Raw genomic sequence first — 26,580 nt, forward strand, 5'->3', positions numbered from 1 at the left:
CAGGCCGGACGCCATGACAACAACTGGAGAAGAAACGATGAAAAAACTGATTGCACTGGGCCTCCTTGCCGCGTCCTTCGCCGTTCAGGCCCAGACCGCGCGCCCCTCGCTCGACCTCGCCACCGCCAAGGCGATCGGCGAAGGCTGCGAGAAGTACGCCGCCAGCAAGGGCTGGCGCATGATCATTGCGGTGCATGACACCGCCGGCAATCCGAAGTACTTCAGCCGCATGGACGACAGCATCCTGATCAGCGTCAATGTGGCCCGCCTGAAGGCCGACACCTCGGCCAGCCTGCCGGTGTCCACCCGTCAGTTCCGCGATCTGTCCAAGGGCATTCCGACCGCCGAACTGCTGCCGCGCACCACCGCCATCATCGGCGGCCTGCCCATCATGAGCGCCAAGGGCGTGCATCTGGGTGGCGTCGGCGTCAGCGGCGGCACCGAGGAAGAGGACGAAGAGTGCGCGAAGAAGGGCCTGGAAGCGGCCAAGTCGCTGCTCTGAGTGCGCACGGGCCGGCATCCGTCCGGCCCCTGTCCGACTTCCGGCGCCGGTCGTGAAATATTTTCACGCTCCGGCGTCCGGCCATCTTCAGTTCCGGTGCCCGCTTACGTTAAGAAGCTTCGGGTTGCCCATCCATACAAGCAGTTGCCGAGCCGGAACAACATGAATACCAGAGCCGAGCTTTCCATCGAAGACCTCGCCCGCAGCGCCGATGCCGCCTCGGTCGGCAAGGACGTCCTGTTCAAGGATCTGGGCCTCAAGGTCGGTGACCGCATGGTGATCGAACCGCCGGCCAAGCTGGGGGAACAGCCGGGCGTGGTGAAGCTGATCGGCTGGGTAAATGACCTGAGCGTGCTGGTCACCATGCCGGACACCCGGGCCTGGGCCGGACCGCCGATCGAAGGCGACGAGATCGGTGTGCGCACCTTTTCCGGGCGTCACGCCTACGGTTTCAGCACCCTGGTGGGCAAGCGCTCGGTGCGTCCCTTCGAATACCTGCATCTCGAATTTCCGCGCCGCATTTCGATACGGCAGATCCGCAACGCCGAACGCATCTCCACCGCGATCAGCGCGCGGGTGACCGATGCCGACGAGCCGGTGCCTACCGTGGTGACCAATCTGAGTGCCACCGGTGCCGAGGTGCGCGTGTGGTCGCCGGCGCGCGAGGTCGGCGACAAGGTGTCGCTGGAACTGGTGCTGGACATCCACAAGGTGCGCACCCGCATCGTCGTGACCGGCGTCATCCGCAACCGCCACGGCGTCGTCGATAGCGGCGAATCGGCCTATGGCGTCGAGTTCGAAGACCTCAACGCCCAGACCTCGGTATTCCTCAAGAGCTACGTCTACCAGAACCTGGTCGAACAGCCGCACCGGCGGCTGTAAGCGCCGCTGCGGTGCGTACGGTTCGCGGAGCCGGGCAGTCCCGGTCCGAGAACCTTACTGCTGCTTCAGACCCGGCGACGGGCGATGGCGCCGATCAGTGCCAGACCGGCACCCAGCATCGCCCACGACGCCGGTTCCGGCACCGGCGCGGTGTAGCCGGCCAGTTCGGTGGCCGACGCGCGGTAGGCGTGCAGCACGCCCGGAATCAGCGCGAAACCGTCGGTGCTGCCGGTGTAGGCGGTGCTCGTGCCGGCCAGCGTGCAGCCGGCGGTCGAGCCGAGCGGGCACTGGATGCGCTGCTGGGTGGCCGGGTTGTACAGCACGTCGAACTGCACCGCGCTGCCGTTCTGAGTCACCGAGTAGTCGTTGTCGTTGCCGGCCACGATGAGCCATGAGCCGTCGTCGAGCTGCGGTCCCACGGCCAGGCCTTCCCACTTCTCCGGCGAAATGCCGCCGGTTTCCGGCAGCGTGTTCGCCGCCAGATCGATGAAGGGCGTGCCGTTCTTGCTCACCGCGACGAAGCTGGCACCCGGGGCGTCCAGATCGATGCCGCTCACGTCGGTCGCGCCGGCGAGACTGATCATGTACACGTTCTTGTTGCCTGCCGCGCCGGCCAGCGTCGCTTCGGCGCCCAGACCGCGGTTGTTGCGCTCCAGCACCATGAACTCGTTGTCGTTCAGTGCGACCAGCGCCGAAATGCCGCGGCCCTGTGCTGCGGTGTCCATGCGGTAGGCGTACTGCGCGACCGCTTCGCCATTGCTGTTGTCGAACTTGACGATGCGGTTGTACACGCCGTTGGCGCCGCCTTCGTCCATCATCGAACTCTGCAGCATCGCGTAGGTGTAGCGGCCGTCCGGCGAAATGGCCAGGCCTTCGAAGCCGCGGTTGGTGCGACGGCCGCTTACGCCGTCGCCGTCGTAGTTGTACTGGCCGTTGGCCAGCACCGGGCGCAGCGCCTGCGGCGTGTTGTAGGTGCGCAGCAGTGCGCCGCTGCGGTCGAATTCGTACAGCGACGGACCGTATTCGTCCGACACCAGCAGCGTGCCGGTGCGCGGGTTGATGACGAAACCTTCCGGATCGAAGGCGGTGCCCAGATTGGCGGCCGAACCGCTCAGCGTGCCCGGGAACTGGCCGCCCATCACCGTGCCGCCGGCGCTGAACTTGACGGTCTGCACCACCTGGAAGTTGGAGATGGCGCCGCTGCTGCGGTCGACGTCCAGCGTGAAACGCTGCACCCGCACGTCGTAGGGCAGGGTGCCGCCGCCCGGGCCGCGGTCGGACAGACCCCACCACTCGTTGCGGTTCGGGTCGTAGTAGATGTCGGAAAACATGCCCAGACGGCCGTCGTTCACGCTGCTGCCGAACTGGTCGCCGGTGCTGCCCGGAATGGCGATGCCGTTGATGAAGGACACGGCGGATGCCGGCATGGCGGCGGCGGCGAGCAGGGCCGCGGCGAGCGACTTCAGTTTCATGGAGGACCTCCCTGTTGTTGTGTGGGTGTGCGCGATGGATGTGCGATCGGCAACCGCTCAGACTAGGGGGTGCATGTTTCAGTCTTGCGTCGCATCCGGTGCCTGCGCGAACCCTTGACCATTCCGGTGGTCACCCCCATGTGATCCGTTTGAACCCACGAGGCGCTTCCGTATGAACACCGATCCGTCCTTCCGGCGCCTGCACGGCCGTCAGGTCCATCTCCAGCCCAAGGGCTTCTTCGGCAAGCTGTTCGCGCTGCTGGTCGGCGCCGGGCTGCTGGTGCTGGGGCTCATGTTTTCGGTGGTGATCGTCGCGGTGGCGGTGGTGGGCGGTCTGCTGTTCTGGGGCTTCATGTGGTGGAAGACGCGCGAACTGCGCCGCCGCATGCGCGAACAGATGGACAACCCGATGCAGTCACCCTTCGGCGACGTGCCCGCCAGCGGCGGCCGGGTGATCGAGGGCGAAGTGATCGAGGTGAGCGCGGAGGCGAGCACGGACAGGCGCCGCTGATGCCGCACGACCCGGATTGTCCGGGTCGTGGCTGCCGGCCTTGTCCTGCATCAAGTTTTAAGATTCATCGAAGATGTATGTTTTCGCCCATCCACTGAAGGAGCGCGAACATGGCCCTGCTGCTGTCCATCGATGAACCGCCGAAGTCGTCCGCCCAGTCGCCGTCGGCCGAAGCCTTTCTCGAAATGGGGTTCCGGCCGGTCTATCTGGCCGGCGCGCTGTGGGCGCTGCTCGCGGTGGCGGTGTGGATATTCGCGCCGCAGCTGCCGGGCGGCACGCTGGGCGGGCTGGCCTGGCATGCGCACGAAATGCTGTGGGGCTTCGTCGCCACCATCGCGGTCGGTTTCCTGATGACCGCCGGCGGCGCATGGACCGGCATCAATCCATTGGCCGGCCGCGCGCTGGCGGTGCTCTGCCTGCTGTGGGTGCTGGCGCGGATCGCCTTCCTGCTGCCGGGCGACGCCGCCTTTCTGGCTGGCGCACTGGCCGAGAGCGGCTTCTTCGCGCTGGCTGCCGCCGCGCTCGGGCGCTCGGTGCTGCTGTCGCGCAACACCCGCAATTACGCGGTGCCGCTCATGCTGCTCGGGCTGGGCCTGACCGACCTGCTGTTCCTGCTCGCCACCCGCGCCGGCGACTACGGCGCGCTGATGCGGCATTTCAACGCCGGCCTGCTGGTGATGACGCTGCTCACGCTGCTGGTGGCGCGCCGGGTGATTCCCTTCTTTGCCATGCGCGCGGTGCCCGGCCTCACCGTGCCGGCCCATCTGCAGAGCGGCATGGCCCAGCTGATCGCCAGCGCGATCGCGGTGCTCTGCCTGTTCGCCGGCTGGGCGACCGCACTGGCCGCCGCGCTGACGGTGGCCGGCGGCATCGCGCTGCTGCAGTGGGCGAGCTGGAAGCCGTGGCGGGTGCTGCACAAACCGCTGCTGTGGATTCTGTACGTCGGCTACGCCGGGCTCGGCATCGGCCTGCTGCTGGCGGCCGCCCACGCAGCCGGTGCCGGCACCCCGGCCGCGCTGCACGTGCATGTGATCGCGATGGGCGGCTTTTCGGTGCTCATCATCGGCATGATCACCCGCACCGCGCTCGGCCACCTCGGCCGCCCGCTGGACACCGACCGCAGCATGGTGGCCGCTTACGGGCTGGTGATCGCCGCCACCGTGCTGAGGCTGGCCGCGCTGCATCCGTCGCCGGCGTCGGTGCACCTGCTGCACGGCGCCGCCGGACTGTGGGCGCTGGCGTTCGCGCTCTATCTGTGGCGCTTCTTCCCGATGATGATCCGCCCGCGGCCGGACCGCGCCGGGCCGGCCGCACAGCCGGTGTCCATCACGCCGCGCCGGGGCTGACATGAATATGCCCGGCCACGGTGCATCGACCTGCCGTGAGCAGGTCGATGCACCGGTGACTTTCACGACACGAACAGGACACTCGCCATGCGCCTGACCACGATGACCGACTACGCACTGCGCCTGCTGATGCACGTCGGCCGGCATCCGGAGCGGCTGTGCACCATCGCCGAAATCGCGCAGGCCTACGGCATTTCGGAAGCTCACCTGATGAAGGTGACCCACCAGCTGGCATTGGCCGGCTGGCTGGAAACGGTACGCGGCAAGGGGGGCGGCATGCGGCTTGGCCACGATCCGGCGCAGATCCGGCTGGGCGAAGTGGTGCGCAGCGTAGAGCCGGATTTCCGGCTGGTCGAATGTCTGGGCGAAGCGGCGGAGGGCGGTTGCACGCTGGATGGCCGCTGCCGGCTCACCGGCATTTTCGAAGGTGCGCTGGCCGACTTCCTGGCCCATCTCGACCGTCACACGCTGGCCGATCTGCTGCCGCCTGCACCACGCGCGATCGAAGCGCTGCGGAGGGTATCGTGATGCCCGACGTCGACACGCTGCGCGCTGCGCTGCACACGGTACCGGACCCGGAGCTGGCGGAAAGCATTGTCGACCTCGGCCTGGTCAAGCACATCGGCGTCGGCGACCGTCGGGTCGATGTGGTGCTGATCCCGACCAGCGCCACCTGTCCGATGGGCGATCTGCTGATCGAGGACGCCACCGCCGCGCTGCGTGTCGCCTGTCCGCCCGGCTGGGCGGTGGAGGTGACTTTCGACTGGGACACGCCCTGGCATCCGGGGCGCATGAGTCCCGCACTCCAGTTACGCTTCGGCTGGAACATCTGACGGAGAACCCGACATGCAGATTGCCTCGTTCGACGACCTGATCGCTGCTGCCCGGCAGCAGCCCGAGCCGCAGCGCCTGCTGCTGGTATTCACCCGCGCCGAACTGCCGGACGGCGCCAGTGCCGCCGAGCGTGCCGGCTTCGCGTCCGGGCGGGGCGGCGCCCTGGTGCCGCACTGCTGCGTGGACAAGTCGCCGCACGAGCTGCAGGACTTTGCCGCGCTGGCCGAGGAAGCGCGCGCGTTTGCACCGGACTGGGCCATTACCTTCGTCGCCGCACTGTCCGGCAGTGGCGGTCAGCCGCCGGCCGAGGCCGATATCGGCCGCGCGCTCGACCGCATGGTCGAGGCAATCAAGGCCGGGCGGCTGGACGGACTGATGCCGGTGGACCGCCGCGGCCGGGCGGTACGGCTGGCATGAGTGTCACGCGGCCGCCGATGTGGAATCGGGCGGTCGCGGCCTGCGCGCTGCTGGCGGTGGTGGCGCTGCTGTCCGGCCTGAGCGGCGGTCTTGCGCGGCTCGGGCTGCCGGTACCGGTGATGCCGGCGCCGGTCCATGGTGCGCTGATGGTGTGCGGCTTTTTCGGCACGCTGATTGCACTCGAACGCGCAGTCGCGCTCGGTCGTCTTGCCGGCCTGGGTGCGCCGCTGCTGGCCGGCATCGGTGGCCTGCTGGCGTGGAGCCCATCGCTGCTGCCGCTGGCCCAGGCCTGCTGGGCGCTTGCCGCGGCCGGTCTGGTCGCGCTCTACGTTCATGCGGGCATGAGCCGTGCGTGGTCGATGCACCTGATGGTGGAACTGTGCGGCGCCGCCTGCTGGCTGGGCGGTGCGCTGCTGTGGGCCCTGGGCGGCGACCTCGCCGCCGCGACCCGTGGCTGGGTCGCCTTCCTGGTGCTCACCATTGCCGGTGAGCGGCGTGAACTGACCCAGCTGGTACGGCTGCCGGCGCTGGCGCGCAGCCTGTTCATCGCCGCAGTCGCGCTGCTGATCGCCGGTGCGGTCGATCCCGCTTCGCTGGCGTTGTGGCCGGGTTGTGCGCTGCTCGCGCTCTGGCTGCTGCGCTGGGACATCGCGCCGCGCGCCTGGCGCGCGCCCGGCTGGCCCGGCCACACCGCGCACTGTCTCACCGTCGGCTATCTGTGGCTGCTGGCTGGCGCGCTGCTCGGTCTGTACGGTGAATTCCATCCGGGGCCGCTGGCCGCCACCGGGCTGCATGCGGTGCTGCTGGGCTTCGTATTCGCCATGGTGTTCGGCCACGCCCCCATCGTGCTGCCGGCGCTGCTGCGCCTGCGGCCGCGTTACGACGCGCGTGCGCGCTGGCCGCTGTGGCTGCTTTCCGCCAGTCTCGCGCTGCGCATTGCCGCGGTCGGCAGCGGCCGGCATGATGCGCTGATGCTGGCTGGCCTGCTGCACGCGCTGTCCATTCTGTTTTTTGCCGTGCTCATGGTGCGCGCGCTGCGCGTGGCCGGGACCGATGTGAAGGAAAACGCCCGATGAACACTCCGGACAATCTGGCCGCCTGGCGCCGCGCCGAGCGCCAGCGTCTGCTGGCCGAGCGCGAGGCGGTCGAGCCGGCGCAGCGCATGGCGCGCAATGTCGAAATCACCGGCTATCTTGAAGCGGGTTTTCCGCTGCTGGCCCACATGACCATCGGCTTCTGCTGGCCCTTCCGCGGCGAGTTCGACGGCCGCCATCTGCTGCGCTCGCTGCGCACCCAGGGCGCGCGCGGCGCACTGCCCGAGGTGGTCGAACGCAATGCACCGCTGGTGTTCCGCGAATGGTGGCCGGGCGTGGCCACCACGCCCGGCGTATTCGACCTGCCGGTGCCGGACGACACCAATGTCGTGCAGCCGCACGCGCTGCTGGTACCGCCGGTCGGCTTCGACGCGCGCGGCTATCGCCTCGGTTACGGCGGCGGCTTCTTTGACCGCACGCTGGCCGCGTGCGCGGTGCAGCCGCTGAAGATAGGCGTGGCGTTCGAACTGTCGCGCATGCCGACCATCCATCCGCAGCCGCATGACATACCGATGGATTTCATCGTGACCGAAGCCGGCATCTTCGAAGTGTCGGCAGACGGTCTGCACGAAATCGATGTCGACACCTGTGCCCAGCGCGCCCACGCGCTGGTGGCCAGCCGCATCCTGCGGTGAACCTGAAAGAACGTTGCCCGATGAACACCTCCACTGCCTTCCGCTCAGGTCTGGCCGCGCTGCTCGCCACGCTGGAACAGGGTCTGGTCGAGCGCCGCAACGTGGTGCGCCTGACCCTGCTGGCCGCGCTGGCCGGCGAGCACACGCTGCTGATCGGCCCGCCGGGTACTGCCAAGAGCGAACTGGCGCGCCGGCTGCACCGCGCCTTCCGCGACGCCCGCTATTTCGAGCGTCTGCTCACCCGCTTTTCGGTGCCGGAAGAGCTGTTCGGCCCGCTGTCCATCCGCGCGCTGGAGCAGGACCGCTACGAACGTCATACCGACGGCTTCCTGCCGGACGCCACGATTGCTTTCATCGACGAGGTGTTCAAGGCCAACAGCGCCATCCTGAATGCGCTGCTCACGCTGCTGAACGAGCGCGAGTTCGACAATGGCGCCGGCCGCCAGCTGTGCCCGCTGGTCAGCGTGATCGGCGCCACCAACGAGGTGCCGGACGACGAGGTGGGCGAAGCCTTCTTCGACCGCTTCCTGCTGCGCATTCCGGTCAGCGCGGTGAGCGGAGACGGCTTTGCCGCGCTGCTGGCGGCCGGCTGCGCCGACGAATGGACGCCGCCGGCTGACGCGCTGCTGCTGGGCGACGAGGATCTGGGCGCGGTGTCGAATGCCGCGCAGGCGGTGCGGCTGCCGGCGCGGGTGGTCGGCCTGCTGGGCGAACTGCGTGCGCACCTGGCGGACGAGGGCGCCTATGTGTCGGACCGGCGCTGGGTCAAGACCGCCTGGCTGCTGCGGGTGGCGGCCGCGGCCGAGGGCCGCGACCAGGTCGGTCCGTGGGACCTGCTGCTGCTGCCGGCCTGCGTGGCGCCGGACGCCGAGCGGCAGGCCGCGGTGGCCGACTGGCTGCTGGCGCGGCTGGGCGTGCGCGCAGGCTTCGCGCCGGAGCGCCTGTCGTGTGTGGTGCAGGCCTTCCAGGCCCAGCTCGAAACCGAACAGAACGCGAGCGATCTCGACTACGACGAATCCGGCCGGCTGCGTTTCAGCGCGCCGGAGGCCATGACCGAGAAAGCTGAAGAACTGGCCGGCGTGATCGGCGACGCCAAGGGCGGTGCCGGTGCGCTGCGCATGAACTACAGCCGGCGTCGCCGCTACGGCCCGGCCCACATCGCGGCGCGCACCGCACAGATCGACGATCTGCTCGCGCGCATCGCCGGCTATGCCGAAGAGCTGGCCGCCGAGCGCGCCAGTCTTGCCGCGGCCCGCGCGCGCGCACTGTGGCTGGACGACGGGCTGCTGGCCGCGCTGGACGCGCGGCTTGCCGATACCGCGGCGGTGATCGCCGGGCTGGCCGATCGCGCCCGCGACGCCCGGCGCGGCTTCGAGAACCTGCCGCGTTTGTCGGCCGAAGAGGCCGCCCGTTTCAGCGACCTGCCGGAGCCGGTCGAGCACGAGCCGCTGGCGTGAGCGAAGGCCCGGCTCCGCTGCTGTTCGCCGGCCGAGAAGCCCGGCTGGCCGCACTCGATGCGCTGCCGCGCACGCTGTGGCTGGGCAGCCTCACCCACGCGCACGGTGCGCTCGAACCGCGGATGGCGGCGCTGGTTGCGCTGCGTGCAGGGCTGGTCAGCGGCCGCGTGCCGGCCGACCGCGACTGGGCCTGGCCCGGTCCGGCACTGGCCCGCCGGCTGTGCGACTCGCTGGCCGAGCTTGATCTGGCCGCTTACTGCACCGGCCGCGAAGGGCTGTCGGACACCGTGGTGCAGAGCCTGCTGTTCCATCTCGATCTGGTGCCCGACTACCGCGACCGCGGTGCCAGCGAAGCCGGCGCGCTGCAGCGCGCGATCGAGGCCTTCGGCTCGGACTGGCGGGAGCGTCGCGGCCAGATGGACCAGCTGATCGAGGTGTTCGGCAAGTTGCCGGACGACAGCAAGGACGCGCGTTGGGACGTGCTGGCCGGCGTGCTGAAGTCGGAAGGCTGGCAGACCGTGCTGCGCATCCGCCGGCTGCTGGAAAGACTGGCCGATCTGGCCGCCTGCATACGCCGTCTCGGGCGCGCCCGGCTGTCCGATGAAACCGATGAAGCCAGCCGCACGCCGGTGACCGTCATGCAGTCGGCGGTGGCCCGGCGCAGCGAGGCGCGCACCGTGCGCGTGCCCGACATGCCGGGCGAGACGCGCGGCGTGCATCGCGCCGACCGCATCGCGCGCATGCTGCCGGCCGAGGCGGTGCTGCTCGGCCACCCGACGCTGCGTCTGGTGTGGCATGCGCGGCGCGCCGAACGCACGCTGCTCTGCTACGAGGACGACGACCGCACGCGCGAAGTGCGTCATGTCGACGCGCCGGTGCTGCAGCCGCGGCCCGATCCGCAGCAGGACCGCCGGCTCGAGATGGGCCCGCTGCTGGTGTGCGTGGACACCTCGGCGTCGATGCAGGGCGGCGCCGGCGAAGTGGCCAAGGCGGTGGTGCTGGAGGCGGTGCGCACCGCCCACGCTCAGGGCCGCGCCTGCCACGTGTTTGCCTTCGGCGGCGCCGGCGAGGTGGTGGACATGGAGATTGCGGTCGATGCCGAAGGCATAGCCCGGCTGGCGCGCTTTCTCGGCCAGGGCTTTGGCGGCGGTACCGACATCTGCGGGCCGCTGGAATACGCGCTGGCCCGGCTGGAACAGGCCGCGTGGCGCATGGCCGACCTGCTGGTCGCCTCCGATGGCGACTTCGGCGCCACGCCCGAGGTGGTGGCGCGGCTCGATGCCGCCAAGCGCGATCTCGGCCTGCGCGTGCAGGGCGTGCTGATCGGTGACCGCGAAACCATCGGCTTTCTCGAAGTGGCCGACCACATCCACCCGGTGCGCGACTGGCGCCGCTACGGCACCGAAGGGCGCGGCGCCGAACCGCCCATCCACACCCACCGGCTCACCGCGCTGTATTTTCCGGGCGCGCTGCGCACCAGCGAAAACCGCGACGCCACGGTCAGCGGCGAAGTTGCCTCGGCCGCGGTGCGGGCCGGCCTGCGCCGCGGCCAGCGGCTGCCGGATCACCTGCTGCCGCCCCATTCTTCGACCGACGACTCCGACGCATGAGCTTCGCCACCGACTATCTCGCCCAGATCGAAACCCTGGCCGCACGCATGCCGCTGCCGCGCGTGCGCGCGCTGCATCTGCCGCCCCCGCCGGCCGAAGAGCCCTGCCGCGACGGCGCCAGCGGTCACGCCCGCGGCGAGTTCTGCGCGCTGGAACTGGACGACGGCAGCATCGGCCTCTCTTACGTGCTGCTTGACGACACGCTGGAGCGGCTGCGCAAGGGCCCCGGTCTCGATGACCTGAAGGGCACGGACGCGCTGGCGCTGGCCCGCCGCTACGTGAGCGGGCAGGGCGTGGATCGCACGCTGGGCTTCGTCTGCGCCAACGCGATCACCCGCTGCCTGTTCGACCGCGCCGGCTACCGGCCGGAGGGCAGCAGTGATTCCATCGGCCAGATGGACCCGCAGCCGGGCGAGGCCATCGGCATGATCGGCCTGTTCGGTCCGCTGGTGGAGCGCATCGTCGCCGCCGGTGCTGACCTCACCGTGATCGAGCTGGACGAGCGCGCGGTCGGCGAACGCGAGGGCTGGCGGGTCACCACCGACGCCAGCGCGCTGGAGCGCTGCGGCAAGGTGCTGTCCACCTGCACGCTGCTGCTGAACGACACGCTGGACCGCATGCTCGCTCACTGCCGCGCCGCCCGCTGGTTCGCCATGGTCGGCCCCAGCGCCGGCTGCCTGCCAGACGCGCTGTTCGCCCGCGGCGTCACGCTGCTCGGCGGCAGCTGGGTCGAGGATCGCGCCGCCTTCATCGACGGCCTCACGTCCGGCGACAAGGACAACCGGAAAGGGCGCAAGGCGACAAGCAAGTTCGCGCTGACCATGGAGGACTGGCCGGGTTTCGAGGCGTTGCTGGCGCGGGCGACCGGGTAATCCGGTCGTTCAAACGGATGATGGATTGATATCCCGCGCCCGGCATACTGACCGGCGTTCAAACCTCCGTTACTGCCCGGGCGGCCCGTGGCGCGTGCCTCCCCTGTCTTCGCATGACCTGGGTTGCACCTGCCGCATGCCTGTCCGCAGGATCGCCCATGCCCTTCATATTCGGCTCATTCCACGCATGCATGCGTTCATCCCTCGAACGGGGTAGGGCGCTTCTCATGGCTTCATTGGCGGTGTTCGTTGCCGGTTGCGTGAATGCGCCTCTTCCGTCGCCAGCCGGGGTGCCTGCCAGTGGGACGCCGACTGCAAGAGGGGCTTTCTCGCGCTTCGGTGATACCGAGGACATGGAGTGCAAGGTGCGCGCCGTGGCTGCGGCCTTCGTGGCCGAGGGCCGGCGCAGGGGCTGGTCGCTCGCGGAGTCGATCGACGCCGCAGACGCTGAACTGGCAAGGTTGTACGCGCAGGACCCCGTGCGCTACCAGGCGGCAGAAGGCGTACGCGCAACGCTGGCCCCAATCGCTTCGCGCGCCTACGGCTGGTCGCTGTTCGATCCGAAGACGGTGCTATTTGCCTACTTTCCGCTCTGCCAGGGCGAAAAAATGGCGACCTCCACCGAAGCCGAGATCGATGCTTTTCTGACAGAGGCGCTCGCCTGCCAGGGGCGTCATGCCGCGCCGCGGGCGATGGCCGCGATACGGCTGGAACTGACCGAAGCACAGGAACGTGCTCTGCGTGCATGCGTGTATCAGGCGGTCACTCCGCTGCTGACCGAGTAGTGGAATGGTGTTGCGCAGGCCAGTTCTCCGGGGATGTCTGTTGGCGCTGATTGCCAGCCTGGCGAGCGGAGTGCTCGGAACGGTGAGCGCTGTACCCAAGGTCGACGCGGTCAAGGTCGACAAGCTGGGCAGGCGGCTCTATCTGATGAGCGGCGGTGATATCGTCCGCTCATTTCCGGTGGCGCTGGGCGGCAATCCTGTCGGTCACAAGAGGCAGGAAGGTGATCGCCGCACACCGGAGGGCCGCTATCTCCTCGATGTCCGGAAGGCGGACAGCGCCTACTACCGCGCTCTGCATATTTCGTATCCGGACGCGCGGGATGTCGCCGATGCGCGCAGGCGCGGCGTGTCGCCCGGTGGCGCCGTCATGATTCACGGGCAGCGCAACGGCTTTGGCTGGCTGGCACCGCTCGTGCAGCGTTTCGATTGGACTGACGGCTGTGTCGCACTGTCGAACGAGGATATGGAGGTCGTGTGGGCACTGGTCGAGCCGGGCACGCCAGTTGTGTTGCTGCCCTGAACGCCTCGTTGACCGCCCGATGAGCGGGCAGGGCTGCTGCAGGCAGCCTGTCTGTCCCGGTAGAGTGATCAGCTTTGCGCATCCTTACTGACTGGAGTCCCCGCATGAGTGATCTGCCGCCGCTGCCTGTCATCGCACCCGGTCGCTACCGCCACTACAAGGGCGGTGAGTACGAAGTCGTCGGCGTCGTGCGGCACAGTGAAACGCTGGAGCCGATGGTGCTGTACCGGCCGCTGTACAACGATTCCGGGCTGTGGGTGCGGCCTTTCGACATGTTCGTCGGTCAGGTCGAGATCGGCGGGGTGGCGCTGCAGCGTTTCGCACCGGTCGCCGCTTGACCGTGGGCGCTGGCGCACAAGAATGCCCATGAGATTTCACCGCGCCGACGTGCGCATCGTCGAACAGCCTGAGGTCAGGGTGGCCGTGCTGGCACATCGCGGCGCTCCGGACACGCTGGACGACTCGATCCGCCGCTTCATCGACTGGCGGCGCGCGCACCGGCTGCCGCCTTCGGTCAGCGCGACCTACAACCTGCTGTACGGTGACCCGCGCACGGTGGCGCCGGAACATTTCCGGCTCGATCTGTGTGTTGCGGTCGATGCGCCCGTGACGGCCAACGCCCAGGGCGTGATTCCCGGCGGGCGCTGCGCGGTGCTGCGCCATGTCGGCAGCGACGACACGCTGGCTGAGGCGATCCGCTTCCTGCAGGCCGAATGGCTGCCGGCCAGCGGCGAAACGCTGCGTGACTTTCCGCCCTATCTGCAGCGGCTGTGCTTCTTTCCTGAAGTGCCGGCAAGCGAGGCGCAGAGCGATATCTTCCTGCCGCTGCGCGCGGCTGGCTGAACGCCGGCACGAAAATGCCGTCATGATACGGGCTTGTCCTCAGGAGCCCGTCATGCAGATCGAAACCGCCACTCCGTCCGACATTCCCGCGCTGTGCGGGCTGCTGTCGGTGCTGTTTTCGCAGGAAGCCGAATTTTCGCCCGATACCTCCGCCCAGGCACGCGGGCTGGCGATGATCGTCGGTGACCCGCTGGTCGGTACGGTGCTGGCGGCATGGCAGGACGGTGAGGTGCTGGGCATGGTCAATCTGCTGTTCACGGTATCCACCGCGCTCGGCGAGCGCGTGCTGCTGCTGGAGGACATGGTGGTCGCGCCGTCCGCCCGCGGTGACGGCGTGGGCAGCGCGCTGCTGCAGGCGGCGATCGCGTTTGCGCGCGAGCAGGGCTGCCCGCGCATCACGCTGCTGACCGACACCGTCAATGTGGATGCCCAGCGCTTCTATGCGCGGCACGGTTTCGTCGCGTCGCCGATGAAGCCGATGCGCTGGCTGGCGATCTGATCCCGGCCCGGAGCGGATTACGGCGCGGACCATGCGCCGTCTCAACGAAGGCATCACATTCACGCTGCATGCTGGCCTCCATCGCACACCACGGAGGCCGCGCCGATGAAACACCTGCTTGCCGCAAGCTGCGCGCTGCTGCTGTCCTGTGCCGTCCAGGCGGCGGAATACCGTTTTGATCCGCAGCTCAGCCATGTCGAGGTGGAGAGGGCGCACTATGCATACAGCGCGGACGGCGGCGCCTTCGGCGGCCCGGCATGGACGCTGGTGAGCGATTACACCCGCCACGCGATCAGCGGTTCGCTGGTCGCGGACATCACGGTGTCCGACTACGACCCGGCCATCCGCCGCGCCTGGTTCGGTGCGCTGCAGATCGATGCCGGCAGTGCGCCGGTGCCTGAACTGCATCTGCCCTCTTTCCTGCCGATGGAAGGGCTCACCGCGAAACTCCTGCCGGAACCGGGCTTTCTCGATTACGACGGTTTCTACGGCCCGATGGACCCGATCGTCTGCGCCTGTGTCACCGGAGGCAATCCGTTCGCTCCGGTCACCCGTTTCTCCGGGCAGCTGGATGTCGAACAGGTGCTTCTGGTGGCGAGCGTGTACTACCCGGACGCCTCGTCGTGGTCGTGGCTCGTGCCCGATCCGGGCACGGCACCCGCATTGCCCGACTGGGCGATCACCGGTCGGGTCAGTCGCATCGTGATGGCCGGCAGCGTGTCCGCCGTGCCCGAACCGGACGATATCGCGCTGTGGGGTGCCGGCCTGCTCATCGCCGGCGTGGCTGCCCGCCGCCGTCTGCGGGCTTGAGCGTCCGGGCGCGCTGACCACCCGGGGTTGGGGGCGCGGCCCCTGTCCGGCGAGGCGGGGCAGGTTTCGCGGCAAAGCCGGTACCGCCCGCCTGGCCTGCTTTGCCTGACAAAAAGCGGTCTGCGCACCGAGTGCGCCCCGCGGCTTGATAGAATCCGGGCTGCTTCTTTCCCCTCAAGCCATGAGTTCCCCGATTTCTGACCGCATGACTCCGGCCGAAAAGCGCGCCGGGGCTGCGCTCGCCGCCATTTTCGCCCTGCGCATGCTGGGGCTGTTCCTCGTGCTGCCGGTGTTTTCGGTGTTCGCGAAGACGCTGCCCGGCGGCGACAACATTTTCTGGGTAGGCCTGGCCTTCGGCATCTTCGGCCTGGCGCAGGCCTGCATGCAGATTCCGTTCGGCATGGCTTCCGACCGCTACGGCCGCAAGCCGGTCATCGTGTTCGGCCTGCTGCTGTACGCAGCCGGCAGCCTGATGGCGATGTGGGCGCCGGACATCGGATGGATGACCGCCGCCCGCACGCTGCAGGGCCTGGGCGCCATTTCTGCCGCGGTGAGCGCGCTGGCGGCCGATCTGGTGCGCGAGCAGCACCGTACCAAGGTGATGGCCATGATCGGCTCCACCATCGGCCTGGTGTTCGCCGCCTCGCTGGTCATCGCTCCGGCGCTGTATGCCGCCATCGGCATGGACGGCCTGTTCCTGGTGATCGCCGGGCTGGCGCTGCTGGCCATTCCGCTGCTGCTGAAGGTTGTGCCCGATCCGGTGGCGCCGCCGGTGGTGCAGCCGCCTCCGCCGCTGGGCCGCGTGCTGGCCGACGGCCAGCTGATGCGCCTCAATTTCGGCGTGTTCGCGGTGCATCTGGTGCAGATGGCCATGTTCCTGATGGTGCCGCGCCTGCTGGTCGAGCATGTCGGCACGCCGGTGTCCGAACACTGGAAGATCTATCTGCCGGTGGTGCTGGCCAGCTTCGTGCTGATGGTGCCGGCCATCATCTGGACGGAAAAGCGTGCCCGTCACCGCACGCTGCTGCTGGCCGCGATTGCCGCGATGGGGGCCTCCCAGCTGCTGTTCCTGCTGTCCGGCGACACGCTCATCACCATTGCCGGCGGCCTGTTCGTGTTCTTCACCGCCTTCAACCTGCTGGAAGCCAGCCTGCCGTCGCTGGTGTCGCGCATCGCGCCGCCGTCAGCCAAGGGCGCGGCGCTGGGGGCGTTCAATACCGCGCAGGCGGTGGGCGCGGCGCTGGGCAGTTCGGTCGGCGGCGCGATTGCGCTGCGTTTCGACGCCGCCGGCGTGTTCATCTTCTGCACCGCGATTGCCGCCGTGTGGTGGCTGTGGGCGCGCACGATGAAATCGCCGCCGGTGGTGGCGCTGCGCGAGTACGCGATCGGCGATCATGTCGATCTCGACACGCTGCGCAGCCGGCTGGCCGTGCTGCCCGGCGTGCGCGAAGCGTCGATCGAGGCCGAACGGCGCATGGCCTACGTGAGGGTGAATCTCGAACACTGGGACGAGGACGGCGTGCGCCGGCTGCTCGACGCACCGGCGGCATCCTGATCCGCTTCTATTCCGACGGCATGACCGGCGCGGAGTAAGATTCCGCCGGGCGCCGTCGCCGCTACAACCGCATTCAGACATTCCCGGGGGAGGGAAACATGGCTTCAGTCAACAAGGTCATCATCGTCGGCAACCTCGGTCGCGACCCGGAAACCCGCTACGCACCGAATGGCGACGCCATCTGCAACATCACGGTGGCGACCACCGACAGCTGGAAGGACAAGCAGACCGGCGAGCGCAAGGAACAGACCGAGTGGCACCGCGTCAGCTTCTACGGCCGGCTGGCCGAAATCGCCGGTCAGTACCTGCGCAAGGGTTCGCCGGTCTACGTCGAAGGTTCGCTGCGCACCCGCAAGTGGCAGGATAAGGAAGGCCAGGACCGTTACACCACCGAAATCCGCGCCGAACAGATGCAGATGCTGGGCAGCCGTCAGGGCGCCGGCGGTGAAGGCGGCGGCAGCGGTGGCGGATACGGCGGCGGTGGTGGTGGTTATGGTGGTGGCGACGATTTCGATCAGGCCCCGCCGCAGCGCCAGTCCGCCCCGCGTCAGGCGCCCAGCCGCCCGCAGAGCGCGCCGTCCGCACCGCCGGCATCGTCCGGCGGCGGTTTCGGCGGCATGGACGACGACATTCCGTTCTGATTGGTCATGTCGGCGCCCTCACGCTGACACTCGACAGGAGATCCGGCCATGCAACTTGCTACCGGCACCGTCATCAATGGCAAGATCGTGCTCGACGGCGTACCGCTTCCGGAGGGAAGCAAGGTCACGGTCATCACGCGGGGAGCAGGCGAGCGCTTCACTCTCACCGGCGCCGAGGAAAATGCACTGCTGGAATCGATCGCGGAGGTCGAGCGGGGCGACTGCGTTTCCCTTGGCGATCTGCTGTCTTCCCTGCCCGCCCAATCCTGAGCATGGCACTTACGGTGCGGATCTCGGCGCGCGCTGCGACCGAAATCCGGCGTGCCGCAGCGTGGTGGCAGGAGAATCGTTCCGCTGCATCGAGCGCCGTAGCCGCGGACTTTTCTGCAGCCATCGCTCTGCTGGTGGAGCAGCCAGGCATCGGTGCCCGACATGAAGGTTCCCGCGTCCCGGATGTGCGAAGACTTTATCTCGGTCGCCTGGGCTATTTCATCTATTACCGCGCCGACGGCACCTGCCTCGATGTGCTCGCCTTCTGGCATGGCCGTCGCGAATCACCACCCCGGCTGTAAAGAATGCCGTCCGGCGTACCTGCCGGCCGGACCGCGATGACCCTCTACGAAGACCTTGCCGACCACACCGCCCGGCAGATCGCCGAAGGCGTGCTGCGGCCAGTGTGCTTGCCACGCTGTCGCGTCATCGTAGAACTCGAGGTTAAAACGTCCTTCATCAAAGTGACGGGCACTCAACAGCGCCCGTCGCGCAAGTTACGCGAGCGAGTCTGTTGCGTGGGACGGATCAAGGGATGTCCAGACCTTAGGTGGTGGGCCGATGCGTACGATTTTGGATGCACCTTCAGTTCTGGCGGGCATGTGAGCCAAGGTCGCCGATTGCAGAAATAGCGACTCTAGAATAGAGAGCGATTCGCGTATTGGTGACAAATCAGGGAGAAGGAAATTGCGTTGGATTACTGCTCTGAACTTGCAGACTTGGGCTGACACACTTGCAGCACAGAACATCTTTCCGGGCATGATCGCTGACCTCATAAGAGCGTCCGCGCAAGATATCTCCACGATTCGTTTCCCCAATGGCGACAAGGGGCAGGTTAGAGGATTCGATGGTGTTCTCGATGCCGCCGGTGTGAGGCCCTACGTGCCTGACGGGGCGTCCTTGTGGGAGTTTGGCGTAAGCGAAAACGCCGCAGCCAAAGCAGAGTCGGACTTTGTAAAGCGAACGAACGAGGTCGAAGAGGAGCAACGAAAACAGACGACGTTTGTGTTCGCAACTCCGCGAACGTGGAACAACGGCAGAGAAAAAATCGCGGAATGGGTTTCTGAGAAGCAAAAGCTTGGACTGTGGAAGGATGTTGTCTATCTAGACGGTTCGATGATTGAGGACTGGCTTCGTTGTTCTCCTGCAGTTGCGGCTAGGTACGCGAGATATGAACTAAATCTCTTTCCGGTGTTAGGCGCTCGTAGCACGGACGAGTTCTGGGATGAATATTCAAACCGTTTCGGACCACAGTTGGTGGAGCAGGTGTTGCTGGCGGGCCGCGAGCAGCAAGCCGAAGCGTTGATTCGCAAGCTCAGCGAGGGAGTGAGCAAGATTCTGTACGCGGCCGACGCGCCGGATGAGGTCGTTGCTTTCACGGTGGCAGCCATTCGGAGTTCAGACCCCGCCGTGCGGTACTTCTTAGGGAAACGCTGATCAAAGCCACCCTTCCGGGATTTTTCGTCCGTGAGGCAGCAACTCCGAAATTCGCATCGTCATGACATCGAATTTCGGCTCTTTTTCAGCCCCGAATCATCGACCCGAGGCCCTTTCGGAGCTCATCGCTCCGATTTCTCGCCCTCAGGACGCACCTGTCCTGTAGGGCGCGCACAGACTTCTCTGCGACAGCACCAGATTCGCCATCGCGAACAGCACATGCAACTGCGCCGTGTTCTTCGCCAAACCCTTGTAGCGGCACTTGCGATGCCGGAACAGGTTCTTCACCACATGGAATGCGTGCTCGACCTTCGAGCGGATGCTCGCCTTGGCGTGCTCCGCCTTCTCGATGAGTTGGCGTCTCGGGTCCGTCTTGTCCAGCCTCTTGTAAGTCGAACGCCGGCGTGCGATCACGAATTCGGCCGGGCAGTCCTTCAGTTCGGGACGCTTGCCTGCACCCTGGTAACCAGCGTCGGCATGCACGTGCTTCTCCTCACCATGCAGCAGCTTGTGCGTCTGGCTCACGTCGGACGCGTTCGCCGCCGTGGCGGCAAGCGAATGAACGATGCCGGTGTGCGCATCCGTACCGATATGCGCTTTCATGCCGAAATACCACTGCTTGCCCTTCTTCGTTCTGGTGCATGTCGGGGGTCGCGGCTCGCCCCTCCTTTGTTCTTCGTCGAGGGGGGCGCAGCGATCAAAGGTGGCGTCGGACGATCGTGCCTTTCGCGCAGGATCAGCCCCTGCTGACCGAGCTGTCGCGGGATCAGCGCGAAAAATGCGCACCCGGCATCTCGTGACGTCGGAGCAGGGGGCGAAATTTCAGCAGCGTGGTGGCATCGGGTGCCTGACGCTCGATCAGGTCGATGCCCACGAAGCGACGCACCGCGATGCTGTCGACGATGCATCTTTCAATTCCTTCGTCCGACAGGCCAGGGCAGTTCTGGCACAGATACATGCGCAGCATCGTTTCCAGCCCGACCGGCGGACGACCGCGCTCGCCGCGGTAGTAGTGCGGCTCGATCAATGCCACCAGCTGCGACCACGGCACCAGACGATCCAGGTCGGTCAGAAACTTCTCCCGCCGCGTCGGCTTGCGACGCGCCGAGTACTCGAGATCGGCGAAGCTGGTTTGCTGTTTCATCTGGATGGTTGCGCCTATCGGGATGACCGGGGCATTCTACGGGGACGGGGTTAAATCAGTGTTTCCCTAGAAGCAAAAACCGTAGTCGTCGACACAGAAGAGGCGGCTCGCCAACTCGCTAGTATCTCCGGACTTACATTCCTTCCCAGAGCGCAAGCACGCGGAATGGCTGGCTACCTAGCTCGGATGGGGCCCACAGTAGTCAGTGCCGGGGCGGACGACAAAAGGAACAATCACGAGGATCTGCGCCGGCCGTCAAGTACAGAACTTGGCAAAGCTCTGTCGGGAATGGGTTTTACGGAACAGGAGGGCTACGACCTTGCTCGCCGTTGTGGCCGAAGTCTAGCTGTCCTCGCTCGGCTTAAGCCCAGTGGAATAGCTCCAAGGCCGGAATGGATGGAGAGTGGCACCCAATTGCTGCCGGCGGTTTTGGCGGGGGCTTGGCATGCGCCTACGAAACCTGACCAGGAGGTGCTGTGTAGCTTGGCCGCAGCAAATGAATACTCTGCGTTCGAGGCGCCACTTCGAACGTTCGCCAAATTGCAGGACCCACCTATCGATTACGTTGCAGATGTATGGGTCCTTAGAGCTTCCGTTGACGCATTCGTCAACGTTGGCCACCTCATTGGTCCGGAGCACCTTGCTCGGTTTGCAGAGGCTGCCAAGGCTGTCTTCAGTAAGACGGTGGAACCACCAAAGGCAGACGAGGTATTCAGACCCGCTGCACAGAGATCAGAGGGTTCGCATAGTAGGTGGTTGCGAGACGGCATGATGAACACCCTCCTCCATATGGCTGTTCTGCACGATCAGGCGGGTTTTTCGGTCTCGGGCTCCACTCCCCAAGATTATGTCAACAGCGTTGTGCGAGCGATCCCGGGCTTGTCGAGCGACCACCGCCTGTTGGCTAGCTTGCAAGATCAAATGGTTATGCTTGCAGAGGCGGCGCCCATCCCTTTCGTTGAAGCCCTCGAGTGTTTGCTCGAGGGCGACCCTGCTGGGATTAGGCCTATATTTGAGGAGCACAAGGGCCTCATTAGCTCTCACGGCTATTACTACGGCGTTCTGTGGGGCTTGGAACTACTGGCGTGGGATCCACAGATGCTCCTTCGAGTAGCATTGTGCTTGGCGCGACTGGCGGAGATTGACCCCGGTGGATCAGTCTCCAATCGCCCAATTAAGGAAACACTGATTTAACCCCGTCCCCGTAGAATGCCCCGGTCATCCCGATAGGCGCAACCATCCAGATGAAACAGCAAACCAGCTTCGCCGATCTCGAGTACTCGGCGCGTCGCAAGCCGACGCGGCGGGAGAAGTTTCTGACCGACCTGGATCGTCTGGTGCCGTGGTCGCAGCTGGTGGCATTGATCGAGCCGCACTACTACCGCGGCGAGCGCGGTCGTCCGCCGGTCGGGCTGGAAACGATGCTGCGCATGTATCTGTGCCAGAACTGCCTGGGCCTGTCGGACGAAGGAATTGAAGATGCCATCGTCGACAGCATCGCGGTGCGTCGCTTCGTGGGCATCGACCTGATCGAGCGTCAGGCACCCGATGCCACCACGCTGCTGAAATTTCGCCGCCTGCTCGAACGTCACGAGATGCCGGTGCGCATCTTCGCGCTGATCCGCGAACAGCTCGGTCAGCAAGGGCTGATCCTGCGCGAAGGCACGATCGTCGACGCCACCTTGATCGCTGCGCCCCCCTCGACGAAGAACAAGGAGGGCGAGCGCGACCCCGACATGCACCAGACGAAGAAGGGCAAGCAGTGGTATTTCGGCATGAAAGCGCATATCGGTACGGATGCGCACACCGGCATCGTTCATTCGCTTGCCGCCACGGCGGCGAACGCGTCCGACGTGAGCCAGACGCACAAGCTGCTGCATGGTGAGGAGAAGCACGTGCATGCCGACGCTGGTTACCAGGGTGCAGGCAAGCGTCCCGAACTGAAGGACTGCCCGGCCGAATTCGTGATCGCACGCCGGCGTTCGACTTACAAGAGGCTGGACAAGACGGACCCGAGACGCCAACTCATCGAGAAGGCGGAGCACGCCAAGGCGAGCATCCGCTCGAAGGTCGAGCACGCATTCCATGTGGTGAAGAACCTGTTCCGGCATCGCAAGTGCCGCTACAAGGGTTTGGCGAAGAACACGGCGCAGTTGCATGTGCTGTTCGCGATGGCGAATCTGGTGCTGTCGCAGAGAAGTCTGTGCGCGCCCTACAGGACAGGTGCGTCCTGAGGGCGAGAAATCGGAGCGATGAGCTCCGAAAGGGCCTCGGGTCGATGATTCGGGGCTGAAAAAGAGCCGAAATTCGATGTCATGACGATGCGAATTTCGGAGTTGCTGCCTCACGGACGAAAAATCCCGGAAGGGTGGCTTTGATCAGCGTTTCCTTAACAGTCTTCGGGCCATCTTTTTGGCTTGGGCACCAAATACGAGTGCGACTTCAAAGCAGCGAATGGGCGTACTTGCACACGTCCTAGACTCAGCCCCCTCCATTGCTTGGTCACTAGCAACAAAATTGCTACCGTCGGCGCACGATACTTCAAGCCCAACACGGCGGCCGACCTTTCGTGAATACGGGGAGGGGAGTGCGGAAGTCCTTACCTACGGAGTGATTTGGGAATTTCAGGCTTTTGTCATCGGCAAGGCAATTGGATATGCAGGCAATGACCCCGAACGTTGGGTGACCCTTATCGACGCCTTAAGTAATTTCCCGGAACAGGCCCTCGAAGTGACTGCCGCAGCGCTCGAGAACGTACTTGCGTACACCACTGGCGATGCGCAAGTCGTCGTATGGGACGCTTTGCGGAAGGAGGTCAATCGTCATCGAACCTATGCCGAAGCGGAGTGGTCGCTGCCGGAAGTTGCTCTGTCGAAGCTTGACGTACTGGTGCAGACCTTCGCACCAACCAGTGCGGTTGCGCGGGCGACGTGGTTGTTCGACGACTGGATGCCTGATGTTCCGGGGAAGACTCAAGAAGGAGGATGTCCGGAGGCTGAAATCAATTCAGCACGTTTCGAAGCCATTTGCGACGTGGTGAAGGAGTCCGGAACGGCTGGACTAATTAATCTAGCTGAAAGGGTAAAGCTACCGGACCAAGTTGCATACGTAGCGCAAGGGCTCGAGTTGGATTTTGGTGCGCTTATCAATTTCTTTTCTGAGGCGCTGCGTGCTGATCCGCAGCTAGATACTGTCGCTGCGGTAATTCTGGCAGAAGGGGCTCGGCGCTTTAACGCGACGTGGAAGGCTTCCATCTGCAGGATGCTCTTGGAAGAGCGAGTGCCCACAGGGCGAATTGCTCGACTCCTAATGGCGCTCGAGGAATCAACGGAAACGTGGAATTTCGTGCGGGATTTTGGGGGTGACGTTGACGACTCGTACTGGCAGCACAAGCATTCCTACCCCGTCAGTGGCAGTGCTGAAGAACTTGTTTTTGCGGTCGACAAGTACCTCGCATGCAAACGACCACTTGCGGCACTAGACGCGGCAGGTCGTAGGATGTCTGACCTTACGACCGAGAAGCTCATGAGTTTGCTGGATGAATCGGTAGCGGAAATAAACGCGTCAGATCAAGCGCCTCGAACGATGGCGGTCTACAACATTGAGAGGGCGTTTGATGAGCTTCGCAAGAGAATAGACACTGATCTGGATGCGATCGCTGCACTGGAGTTCCGTTATCTGCCGGTGTTCCGCGTTCGGAAGAAGCCGCTGGTATTGCACTCTTTGCTAATAAGGCATCCTAAACTGTTTATGGATACGATCTGTCTTATATTTAGGCCGGCGAACGGTGATGATCCGCCGCCTGTAGAGGGCGCCGAAAAGCAAGCGGCAGCGGCGTACGAATTGCTCGCGGGAGTTCATGTTCTTCCCGGTCAAAACGATGATGAAATTGACGGGCAATTTCTTCTTGATTGGTGCATAAGAGTGCGCTGTATCGCCGCCGAAGTTGACCGAGAGAAAATTACTGATCAGCGTATTGGAGCGATTCTGGCTCATGCCCCAATAAGCCGAAGCGACAATGCTTGGCCGCACGAGGCGGTTAGATCAATCATCGAAAGGCTCTGTTCTCCAGAGATTGAGCGTGGTTTGGCCATTGAGCGCTTCAACATGCGCGGTGTCTATAGCAAAGCTATGGACGAAGGCGGTGACCAAGAGCGAGCCCTTGCGAACCAGTCTCAAGCCTGGGCCGATGCCATGCCGGAGTATCCCCGCACGGCGGCAATGCTGGTGGGAATCGCGAATAACTGGCTACGAGAGGCTGAACGAGCTGACGTTGATGCTCAGCAAGGTGCATTGCGGTGGTAGCTAAATTAAGACATGTGCGCTGATTACCGTATGAACGCGAACGGCGCCTGCGGGCGCCGTTTTCATTTGCAATGACCCTCTACGAAGACCTCGCCGACCGCATCGCCCGGCAGATCGCCGACGGCGTGCTGCGCCCGGGCGACCGGCTGCCGTCGGTGCGCCAGGCCTGCCAGGCCAACGGTCTGAGCCCGATCACCGTCACCCAGGCCTACGCGCTGCTGGAAAGCCGCGGCCTGATCGAGGCGCGGCCGCGTTCCGGCTACTTCGTGCGCGCCCGGCTGGGCCGCGCGCTGCCCGAACCGGCGATGAGCGCGCCGGGCCGGCGCTCGAGCGCGCTGCAGGTGAGCGATTTCATCTTCGAAATCCTCGACAGCGTGCGCGATCCGGCAGTGGTGCCGCTCGGCTCCAGCTTTCCTGCGCCCGAACTGTTCCCGCTCGACCGGCTGGGGCGCTGTCTGGCCGCCGCCGCCCGCCGCATGAAGCCGCAGGACACGCTGACCGACCTGCCGCCGGGCCATCCGGAACTGCGCCGGCTGATCGCGCTGCGCTACCTCGGCCAGGGCGCACGGGTGTCGCCGGACGACATCATCGTCACCCATGGCGCGATGGAAGCGCTCAACCTCTGCCTGCAGGCGGTCACCCGGCCGGGCGATCTGATCGCGGTCGAATCGCCCACCTTCTACGCCGGCCTGCAGGCGGCCGAGCGGCTCGGGCTCAAGGTGATCGAAGTGCCCAGCCACCCGCGCGAGGGCGTGAACCTCGCCGCGCTCGAACAGGTGCTCGCCGCCCACCCGGTGCGCGCCTGCCTGTTCATGCTGAACTACGCCAACCCGACCGGCGCCTGCGTGCCCGACGACAGCCGCCGCCAACTGATGGCGCTGCTCGACCGCCACGATCTGCCGCTGATCGAGGACGACGTGTATGCCGAACTGCACCACGGCGAACAGCCGCCGCTGTGCAGCAAGGCGCTGGACCGTGACGGCCGGGTGATGCACGTATCGTCCTTCTCGAAATGTCTGGCGCCCGGCTTCCGCATCGGCTGGGTCGCCGCCGGCCGCTACGCCGACGCGATCCGCCGGCAGAAGCTGTCATTCAGCCTTGCCACGCCGGTCGCGCTGCAGCACGCGCTGGCCGACTACCTGAAGCAGGGCGGCTACGACCGCCATCTGCGCACGCTGCGCGCCACGCTGCGTGCGCAACTGGGCGCCCTGGTGGCCGATGTCGAAGCCCATTTCCCGGCCGGCACCCGCATGGCCGAACCGGAAGGCGGCTACTTCCTGTGGCTGGAACTGCCGGAGAGCTGCGACACGCTGGCACTGCACCGCGAAGCGCTCGCGAGAGGCATCAGCATCGCGCCGGGGCCGATGTTTTCGGCACGGCGGGAGTTCCGGAATTTCGTGCGGCTGAACTTCGGGCATCCGGATACGGAGGCGAGGCGGGCGGCGGTAAGGGTGCTGGGTGGTCTGGTGACAAAAGGCACACACGAAGGTAGCATCGCCTGATGAAGCCGTTCCGCTGGAGCTCGGAGAAGAATGAAGCGCTCAAGGAAGAGCGGGGCGTCTCCTTCGAGAGCATGGTCGTCGCCATAGAAGCAGGCGGTCTGCTGGACATCCTGGCTCATCCCAACGAGCGTAAGTACCCCCGCCAACGGGTCCTGGTCATCGCACGTGACGGTTATGCCTACTTGGTCCCATTTGTTGAAGACGACGATTATTTCTTTCTCAAGACGGTCATCCCAAGCCGCAAGGCAACCCGGGATTACCTGAGGCAAGGTGACGACGATGCCGACCCCGGTTGATCACGACGAGAGCGAACTTCTTCAAGCCTTCGAACAAGGGCAACTGAAGTCGGTCGCCACGAAAAGCGAGCTCGCGAGATTTAAGGCTGCCGCGCGCGCGACAGCCTTGAAAGATCGTCGCGTGAATATCAGGCTTTCGTCCGGCGATCTGTCGGACATCCAGATCAGGGCGCTCGAAGAAGGCATTCCTTATCAGACCCTGATTGCCAGTGTGCTTCACAAGTACGTAACCGGCCGGCTGACGGAGAACCCCGCGCCGAGCAAGCCGGCGACGAAGGCTCCTGTGTCCAAGAGTGGGCGCTGATCAAGAACCGGGGTCGCTCCGCGCAGTCCCCGGCCTA

31 protein-coding genes are annotated in these 26,580 nt (G+C 65.7%); 28 read left to right on the top strand and 3 right to left on the bottom strand.

Going from position 1 to position 26,580, the window contains the following annotated elements; genetic code table 11:
- Positions 1-37 precede the first annotated feature (37 nt).
- Both METUNV2_RS0103575 and METUNV2_RS0103580 read left to right on the top strand, forming a co-directional pair.
- Positions 38-502, top strand: a complete 465-nt coding sequence (locus METUNV2_RS0103575) for a GlcG/HbpS family heme-binding protein (RefSeq protein ID WP_018228134.1) — start codon at positions 38-40, stop codon at positions 500-502.
- Positions 503-664: 162 nt separating this feature from the next.
- Complete coding sequence (locus tag METUNV2_RS0103580) at positions 665-1,384, top strand: flagellar brake protein (RefSeq protein ID WP_018228135.1); 720 nt, start codon at positions 665-667, stop codon at positions 1,382-1,384.
- Positions 1,385-1,449: 65 nt separating this feature from the next.
- On the opposite strand, the gene METUNV2_RS0103585 is transcribed toward METUNV2_RS0103580, so the two are convergent.
- Positions 1,450-2,856 (bottom strand): esterase-like activity of phytase family protein, encoded by a 1,407-nt coding sequence (locus tag METUNV2_RS0103585; protein WP_018228136.1) that lies wholly within the window; start codon positions 2,854-2,856, stop codon positions 1,450-1,452.
- A gap of 172 nt (positions 2,857-3,028) precedes the next feature.
- Between METUNV2_RS0103585 and METUNV2_RS0103590 the strand changes: the two genes are divergently transcribed.
- From METUNV2_RS0103590 to METUNV2_RS18855, 21 genes are all read left to right on the top strand, one after another.
- Complete coding sequence (locus METUNV2_RS0103590; RefSeq protein WP_018228137.1) at positions 3,029-3,367, top strand: hypothetical protein; 339 nt, start codon at positions 3,029-3,031, stop codon at positions 3,365-3,367.
- A 110-nt stretch (positions 3,368-3,477) separates the two neighbouring features.
- Positions 3,478-4,713, top strand: a complete 1,236-nt coding sequence (locus METUNV2_RS0103595) for an NnrS family protein (RefSeq protein ID WP_018228138.1) — start codon at positions 3,478-3,480, stop codon at positions 4,711-4,713.
- An 87-nt stretch (positions 4,714-4,800) separates the two neighbouring features.
- Complete coding sequence (locus METUNV2_RS0103600; protein ID WP_018228139.1) at positions 4,801-5,241, top strand: RrF2 family transcriptional regulator; 441 nt, start codon at positions 4,801-4,803, stop codon at positions 5,239-5,241.
- Positions 5,241-5,546, top strand: coding sequence for a metal-sulfur cluster assembly factor (locus METUNV2_RS0103605; protein ID WP_018228140.1), 306 nt, complete (start codon positions 5,241-5,243; stop codon positions 5,544-5,546). Before METUNV2_RS0103600 ends, METUNV2_RS0103605 begins: the two co-directional genes overlap by 1 nt.
- Positions 5,547-5,559: 13 nt before the next feature.
- Positions 5,560-5,964 (top strand): hypothetical protein, encoded by a 405-nt coding sequence (locus tag METUNV2_RS0103610; protein ID WP_018228141.1) that lies wholly within the window; start codon positions 5,560-5,562, stop codon positions 5,962-5,964.
- Complete coding sequence (locus tag METUNV2_RS0103615; protein WP_026187845.1) at positions 5,961-7,040, top strand: hypothetical protein; 1,080 nt, start codon at positions 5,961-5,963, stop codon at positions 7,038-7,040. Before METUNV2_RS0103610 ends, METUNV2_RS0103615 begins: the two co-directional genes overlap by 4 nt.
- Positions 7,037-7,693 (top strand): 5-formyltetrahydrofolate cyclo-ligase, encoded by a 657-nt coding sequence (locus tag METUNV2_RS0103620; protein WP_018228143.1) that lies wholly within the window; start codon positions 7,037-7,039, stop codon positions 7,691-7,693. Before METUNV2_RS0103615 ends, METUNV2_RS0103620 begins: the two co-directional genes overlap by 4 nt.
- Before the next feature lie 20 nt (positions 7,694-7,713).
- Complete coding sequence (locus METUNV2_RS0103625; RefSeq protein ID WP_018228144.1) at positions 7,714-9,150, top strand: AAA family ATPase; 1,437 nt, start codon at positions 7,714-7,716, stop codon at positions 9,148-9,150.
- Positions 9,147-10,760: a VWA domain-containing protein gene (locus tag METUNV2_RS0103630; RefSeq protein ID WP_018228145.1), complete on the top strand. Its 1,614-nt coding sequence runs from the start codon at positions 9,147-9,149 to the stop codon at positions 10,758-10,760. Before METUNV2_RS0103625 ends, METUNV2_RS0103630 begins: the two co-directional genes overlap by 4 nt.
- A complete protein-coding gene (locus tag METUNV2_RS0103635; protein ID WP_018228146.1) occupies positions 10,757-11,632 on the top strand; it encodes a Rossmann-like domain-containing protein in 876 nt (291 codons plus the stop codon). The genes METUNV2_RS0103630 and METUNV2_RS0103635 overlap by 4 nt, the downstream gene beginning before the upstream one ends.
- A 227-nt stretch (positions 11,633-11,859) precedes the next feature.
- Positions 11,860-12,417: a hypothetical protein gene (locus tag METUNV2_RS0103640; RefSeq protein WP_157281298.1), complete on the top strand. Its 558-nt coding sequence runs from the start codon at positions 11,860-11,862 to the stop codon at positions 12,415-12,417.
- Positions 12,418-12,457: 40 nt separating this feature from the next.
- The gene (locus METUNV2_RS0103645; RefSeq protein ID WP_018228148.1) at positions 12,458-12,937 is read left to right on the top strand and encodes a L,D-transpeptidase family protein; all 480 of its coding nucleotides are present in this window, start codon (positions 12,458-12,460) and stop codon (positions 12,935-12,937) included.
- Between the two features lie 104 nt (positions 12,938-13,041).
- On the top strand, positions 13,042-13,275 hold the full coding sequence (locus METUNV2_RS0103650; RefSeq protein WP_018228149.1) for a DUF1653 domain-containing protein: 234 nt from the start codon (positions 13,042-13,044) through the stop codon (positions 13,273-13,275).
- Positions 13,276-13,303: 28 nt separating this feature from the next.
- Positions 13,304-13,780: an AraC family transcriptional regulator gene (locus tag METUNV2_RS18850; RefSeq protein ID WP_036271166.1), complete on the top strand. Its 477-nt coding sequence runs from the start codon at positions 13,304-13,306 to the stop codon at positions 13,778-13,780.
- Between the two features lie 52 nt (positions 13,781-13,832).
- Entirely contained in the window at positions 13,833-14,279 is a 447-nt protein-coding gene (locus METUNV2_RS0103660; RefSeq protein ID WP_018228151.1) for a GNAT family N-acetyltransferase, read from the top strand.
- A gap of 105 nt (positions 14,280-14,384) precedes the next feature.
- Positions 14,385-15,089, top strand: coding sequence for a hypothetical protein (locus tag METUNV2_RS0103665; RefSeq protein WP_018228152.1), 705 nt, complete (start codon positions 14,385-14,387; stop codon positions 15,087-15,089).
- 205 nt (positions 15,090-15,294) lie between these two features.
- The gene (locus METUNV2_RS0103670) at positions 15,295-16,644 is read left to right on the top strand and encodes an MFS transporter (protein ID WP_018228153.1); all 1,350 of its coding nucleotides are present in this window, start codon (positions 15,295-15,297) and stop codon (positions 16,642-16,644) included.
- A 98-nt stretch (positions 16,645-16,742) separates the two neighbouring features.
- A complete protein-coding gene (gene ssb, locus METUNV2_RS0103675) occupies positions 16,743-17,285 on the top strand; it encodes a single-stranded DNA-binding protein (protein ID WP_008064702.1) in 543 nt (180 codons plus the stop codon).
- Positions 17,286-17,333: 48 nt separating this feature from the next.
- Positions 17,334-17,555, top strand: a complete 222-nt coding sequence (locus METUNV2_RS0103680) for a hypothetical protein (protein WP_018228154.1) — start codon at positions 17,334-17,336, stop codon at positions 17,553-17,555.
- Positions 17,556-17,557: 2 nt separating this feature from the next.
- The gene (locus METUNV2_RS0103685) at positions 17,558-17,857 is read left to right on the top strand and encodes a type II toxin-antitoxin system RelE/ParE family toxin (RefSeq protein WP_018228155.1); all 300 of its coding nucleotides are present in this window, start codon (positions 17,558-17,560) and stop codon (positions 17,855-17,857) included.
- Between the two features lie 457 nt (positions 17,858-18,314).
- Positions 18,315-18,992, top strand: coding sequence for a hypothetical protein (locus METUNV2_RS18855; RefSeq protein WP_051081879.1), 678 nt, complete (start codon positions 18,315-18,317; stop codon positions 18,990-18,992).
- 144 nt (positions 18,993-19,136) lie between these two features.
- Here METUNV2_RS18855 and METUNV2_RS20315 read toward each other — a convergent pair whose 3' ends face one another.
- A complete protein-coding gene (locus tag METUNV2_RS20315) occupies positions 19,137-19,778 on the bottom strand; it encodes an IS5 family transposase (protein ID WP_420038372.1) in 642 nt (213 codons plus the stop codon).
- Entirely contained in the window at positions 19,759-20,136 is a 378-nt protein-coding gene (locus tag METUNV2_RS20320; protein ID WP_018228157.1) for an IS5/IS1182 family transposase, read from the bottom strand. The genes METUNV2_RS20315 and METUNV2_RS20320 overlap by 20 nt, the downstream gene beginning before the upstream one ends.
- Before the next feature lie 1,244 nt (positions 20,137-21,380).
- Between METUNV2_RS20320 and METUNV2_RS0103705 the strand changes: the two genes are divergently transcribed.
- The 5 genes from METUNV2_RS0103705 (at position 21,381) to METUNV2_RS18865 (ending at position 26,543) form a co-directional block, all read left to right on the top strand.
- Positions 21,381-22,370 (top strand): IS5 family transposase, encoded by a 990-nt coding sequence (locus tag METUNV2_RS0103705; protein ID WP_018227468.1) that lies wholly within the window; start codon positions 21,381-21,383, stop codon positions 22,368-22,370.
- Positions 22,371-22,590: 220 nt separating this feature from the next.
- The gene (locus METUNV2_RS19320) at positions 22,591-24,441 is read left to right on the top strand and encodes a hypothetical protein (RefSeq protein ID WP_157281301.1); all 1,851 of its coding nucleotides are present in this window, start codon (positions 22,591-22,593) and stop codon (positions 24,439-24,441) included.
- 71 nt (positions 24,442-24,512) lie between these two features.
- Positions 24,513-25,943, top strand: a complete 1,431-nt coding sequence (locus tag METUNV2_RS0103715) for an aminotransferase-like domain-containing protein (protein ID WP_018228159.1) — start codon at positions 24,513-24,515, stop codon at positions 25,941-25,943.
- Complete coding sequence (locus METUNV2_RS0103720) at positions 25,943-26,239, top strand: BrnT family toxin (protein ID WP_018228160.1); 297 nt, start codon at positions 25,943-25,945, stop codon at positions 26,237-26,239. Before METUNV2_RS0103715 ends, METUNV2_RS0103720 begins: the two co-directional genes overlap by 1 nt.
- The gene (locus METUNV2_RS18865; RefSeq protein ID WP_018228161.1) at positions 26,223-26,543 is read left to right on the top strand and encodes a hypothetical protein; all 321 of its coding nucleotides are present in this window, start codon (positions 26,223-26,225) and stop codon (positions 26,541-26,543) included. The genes METUNV2_RS0103720 and METUNV2_RS18865 overlap by 17 nt, the downstream gene beginning before the upstream one ends.
- Positions 26,544-26,580: the final 37 nt, after the last annotated feature.

The organism is Methyloversatilis universalis EHg5 (assembly GCF_000378945.1).
Lineage (GTDB): Bacteria > Pseudomonadota > Gammaproteobacteria > Burkholderiales > Rhodocyclaceae > Methyloversatilis > Methyloversatilis universalis_A.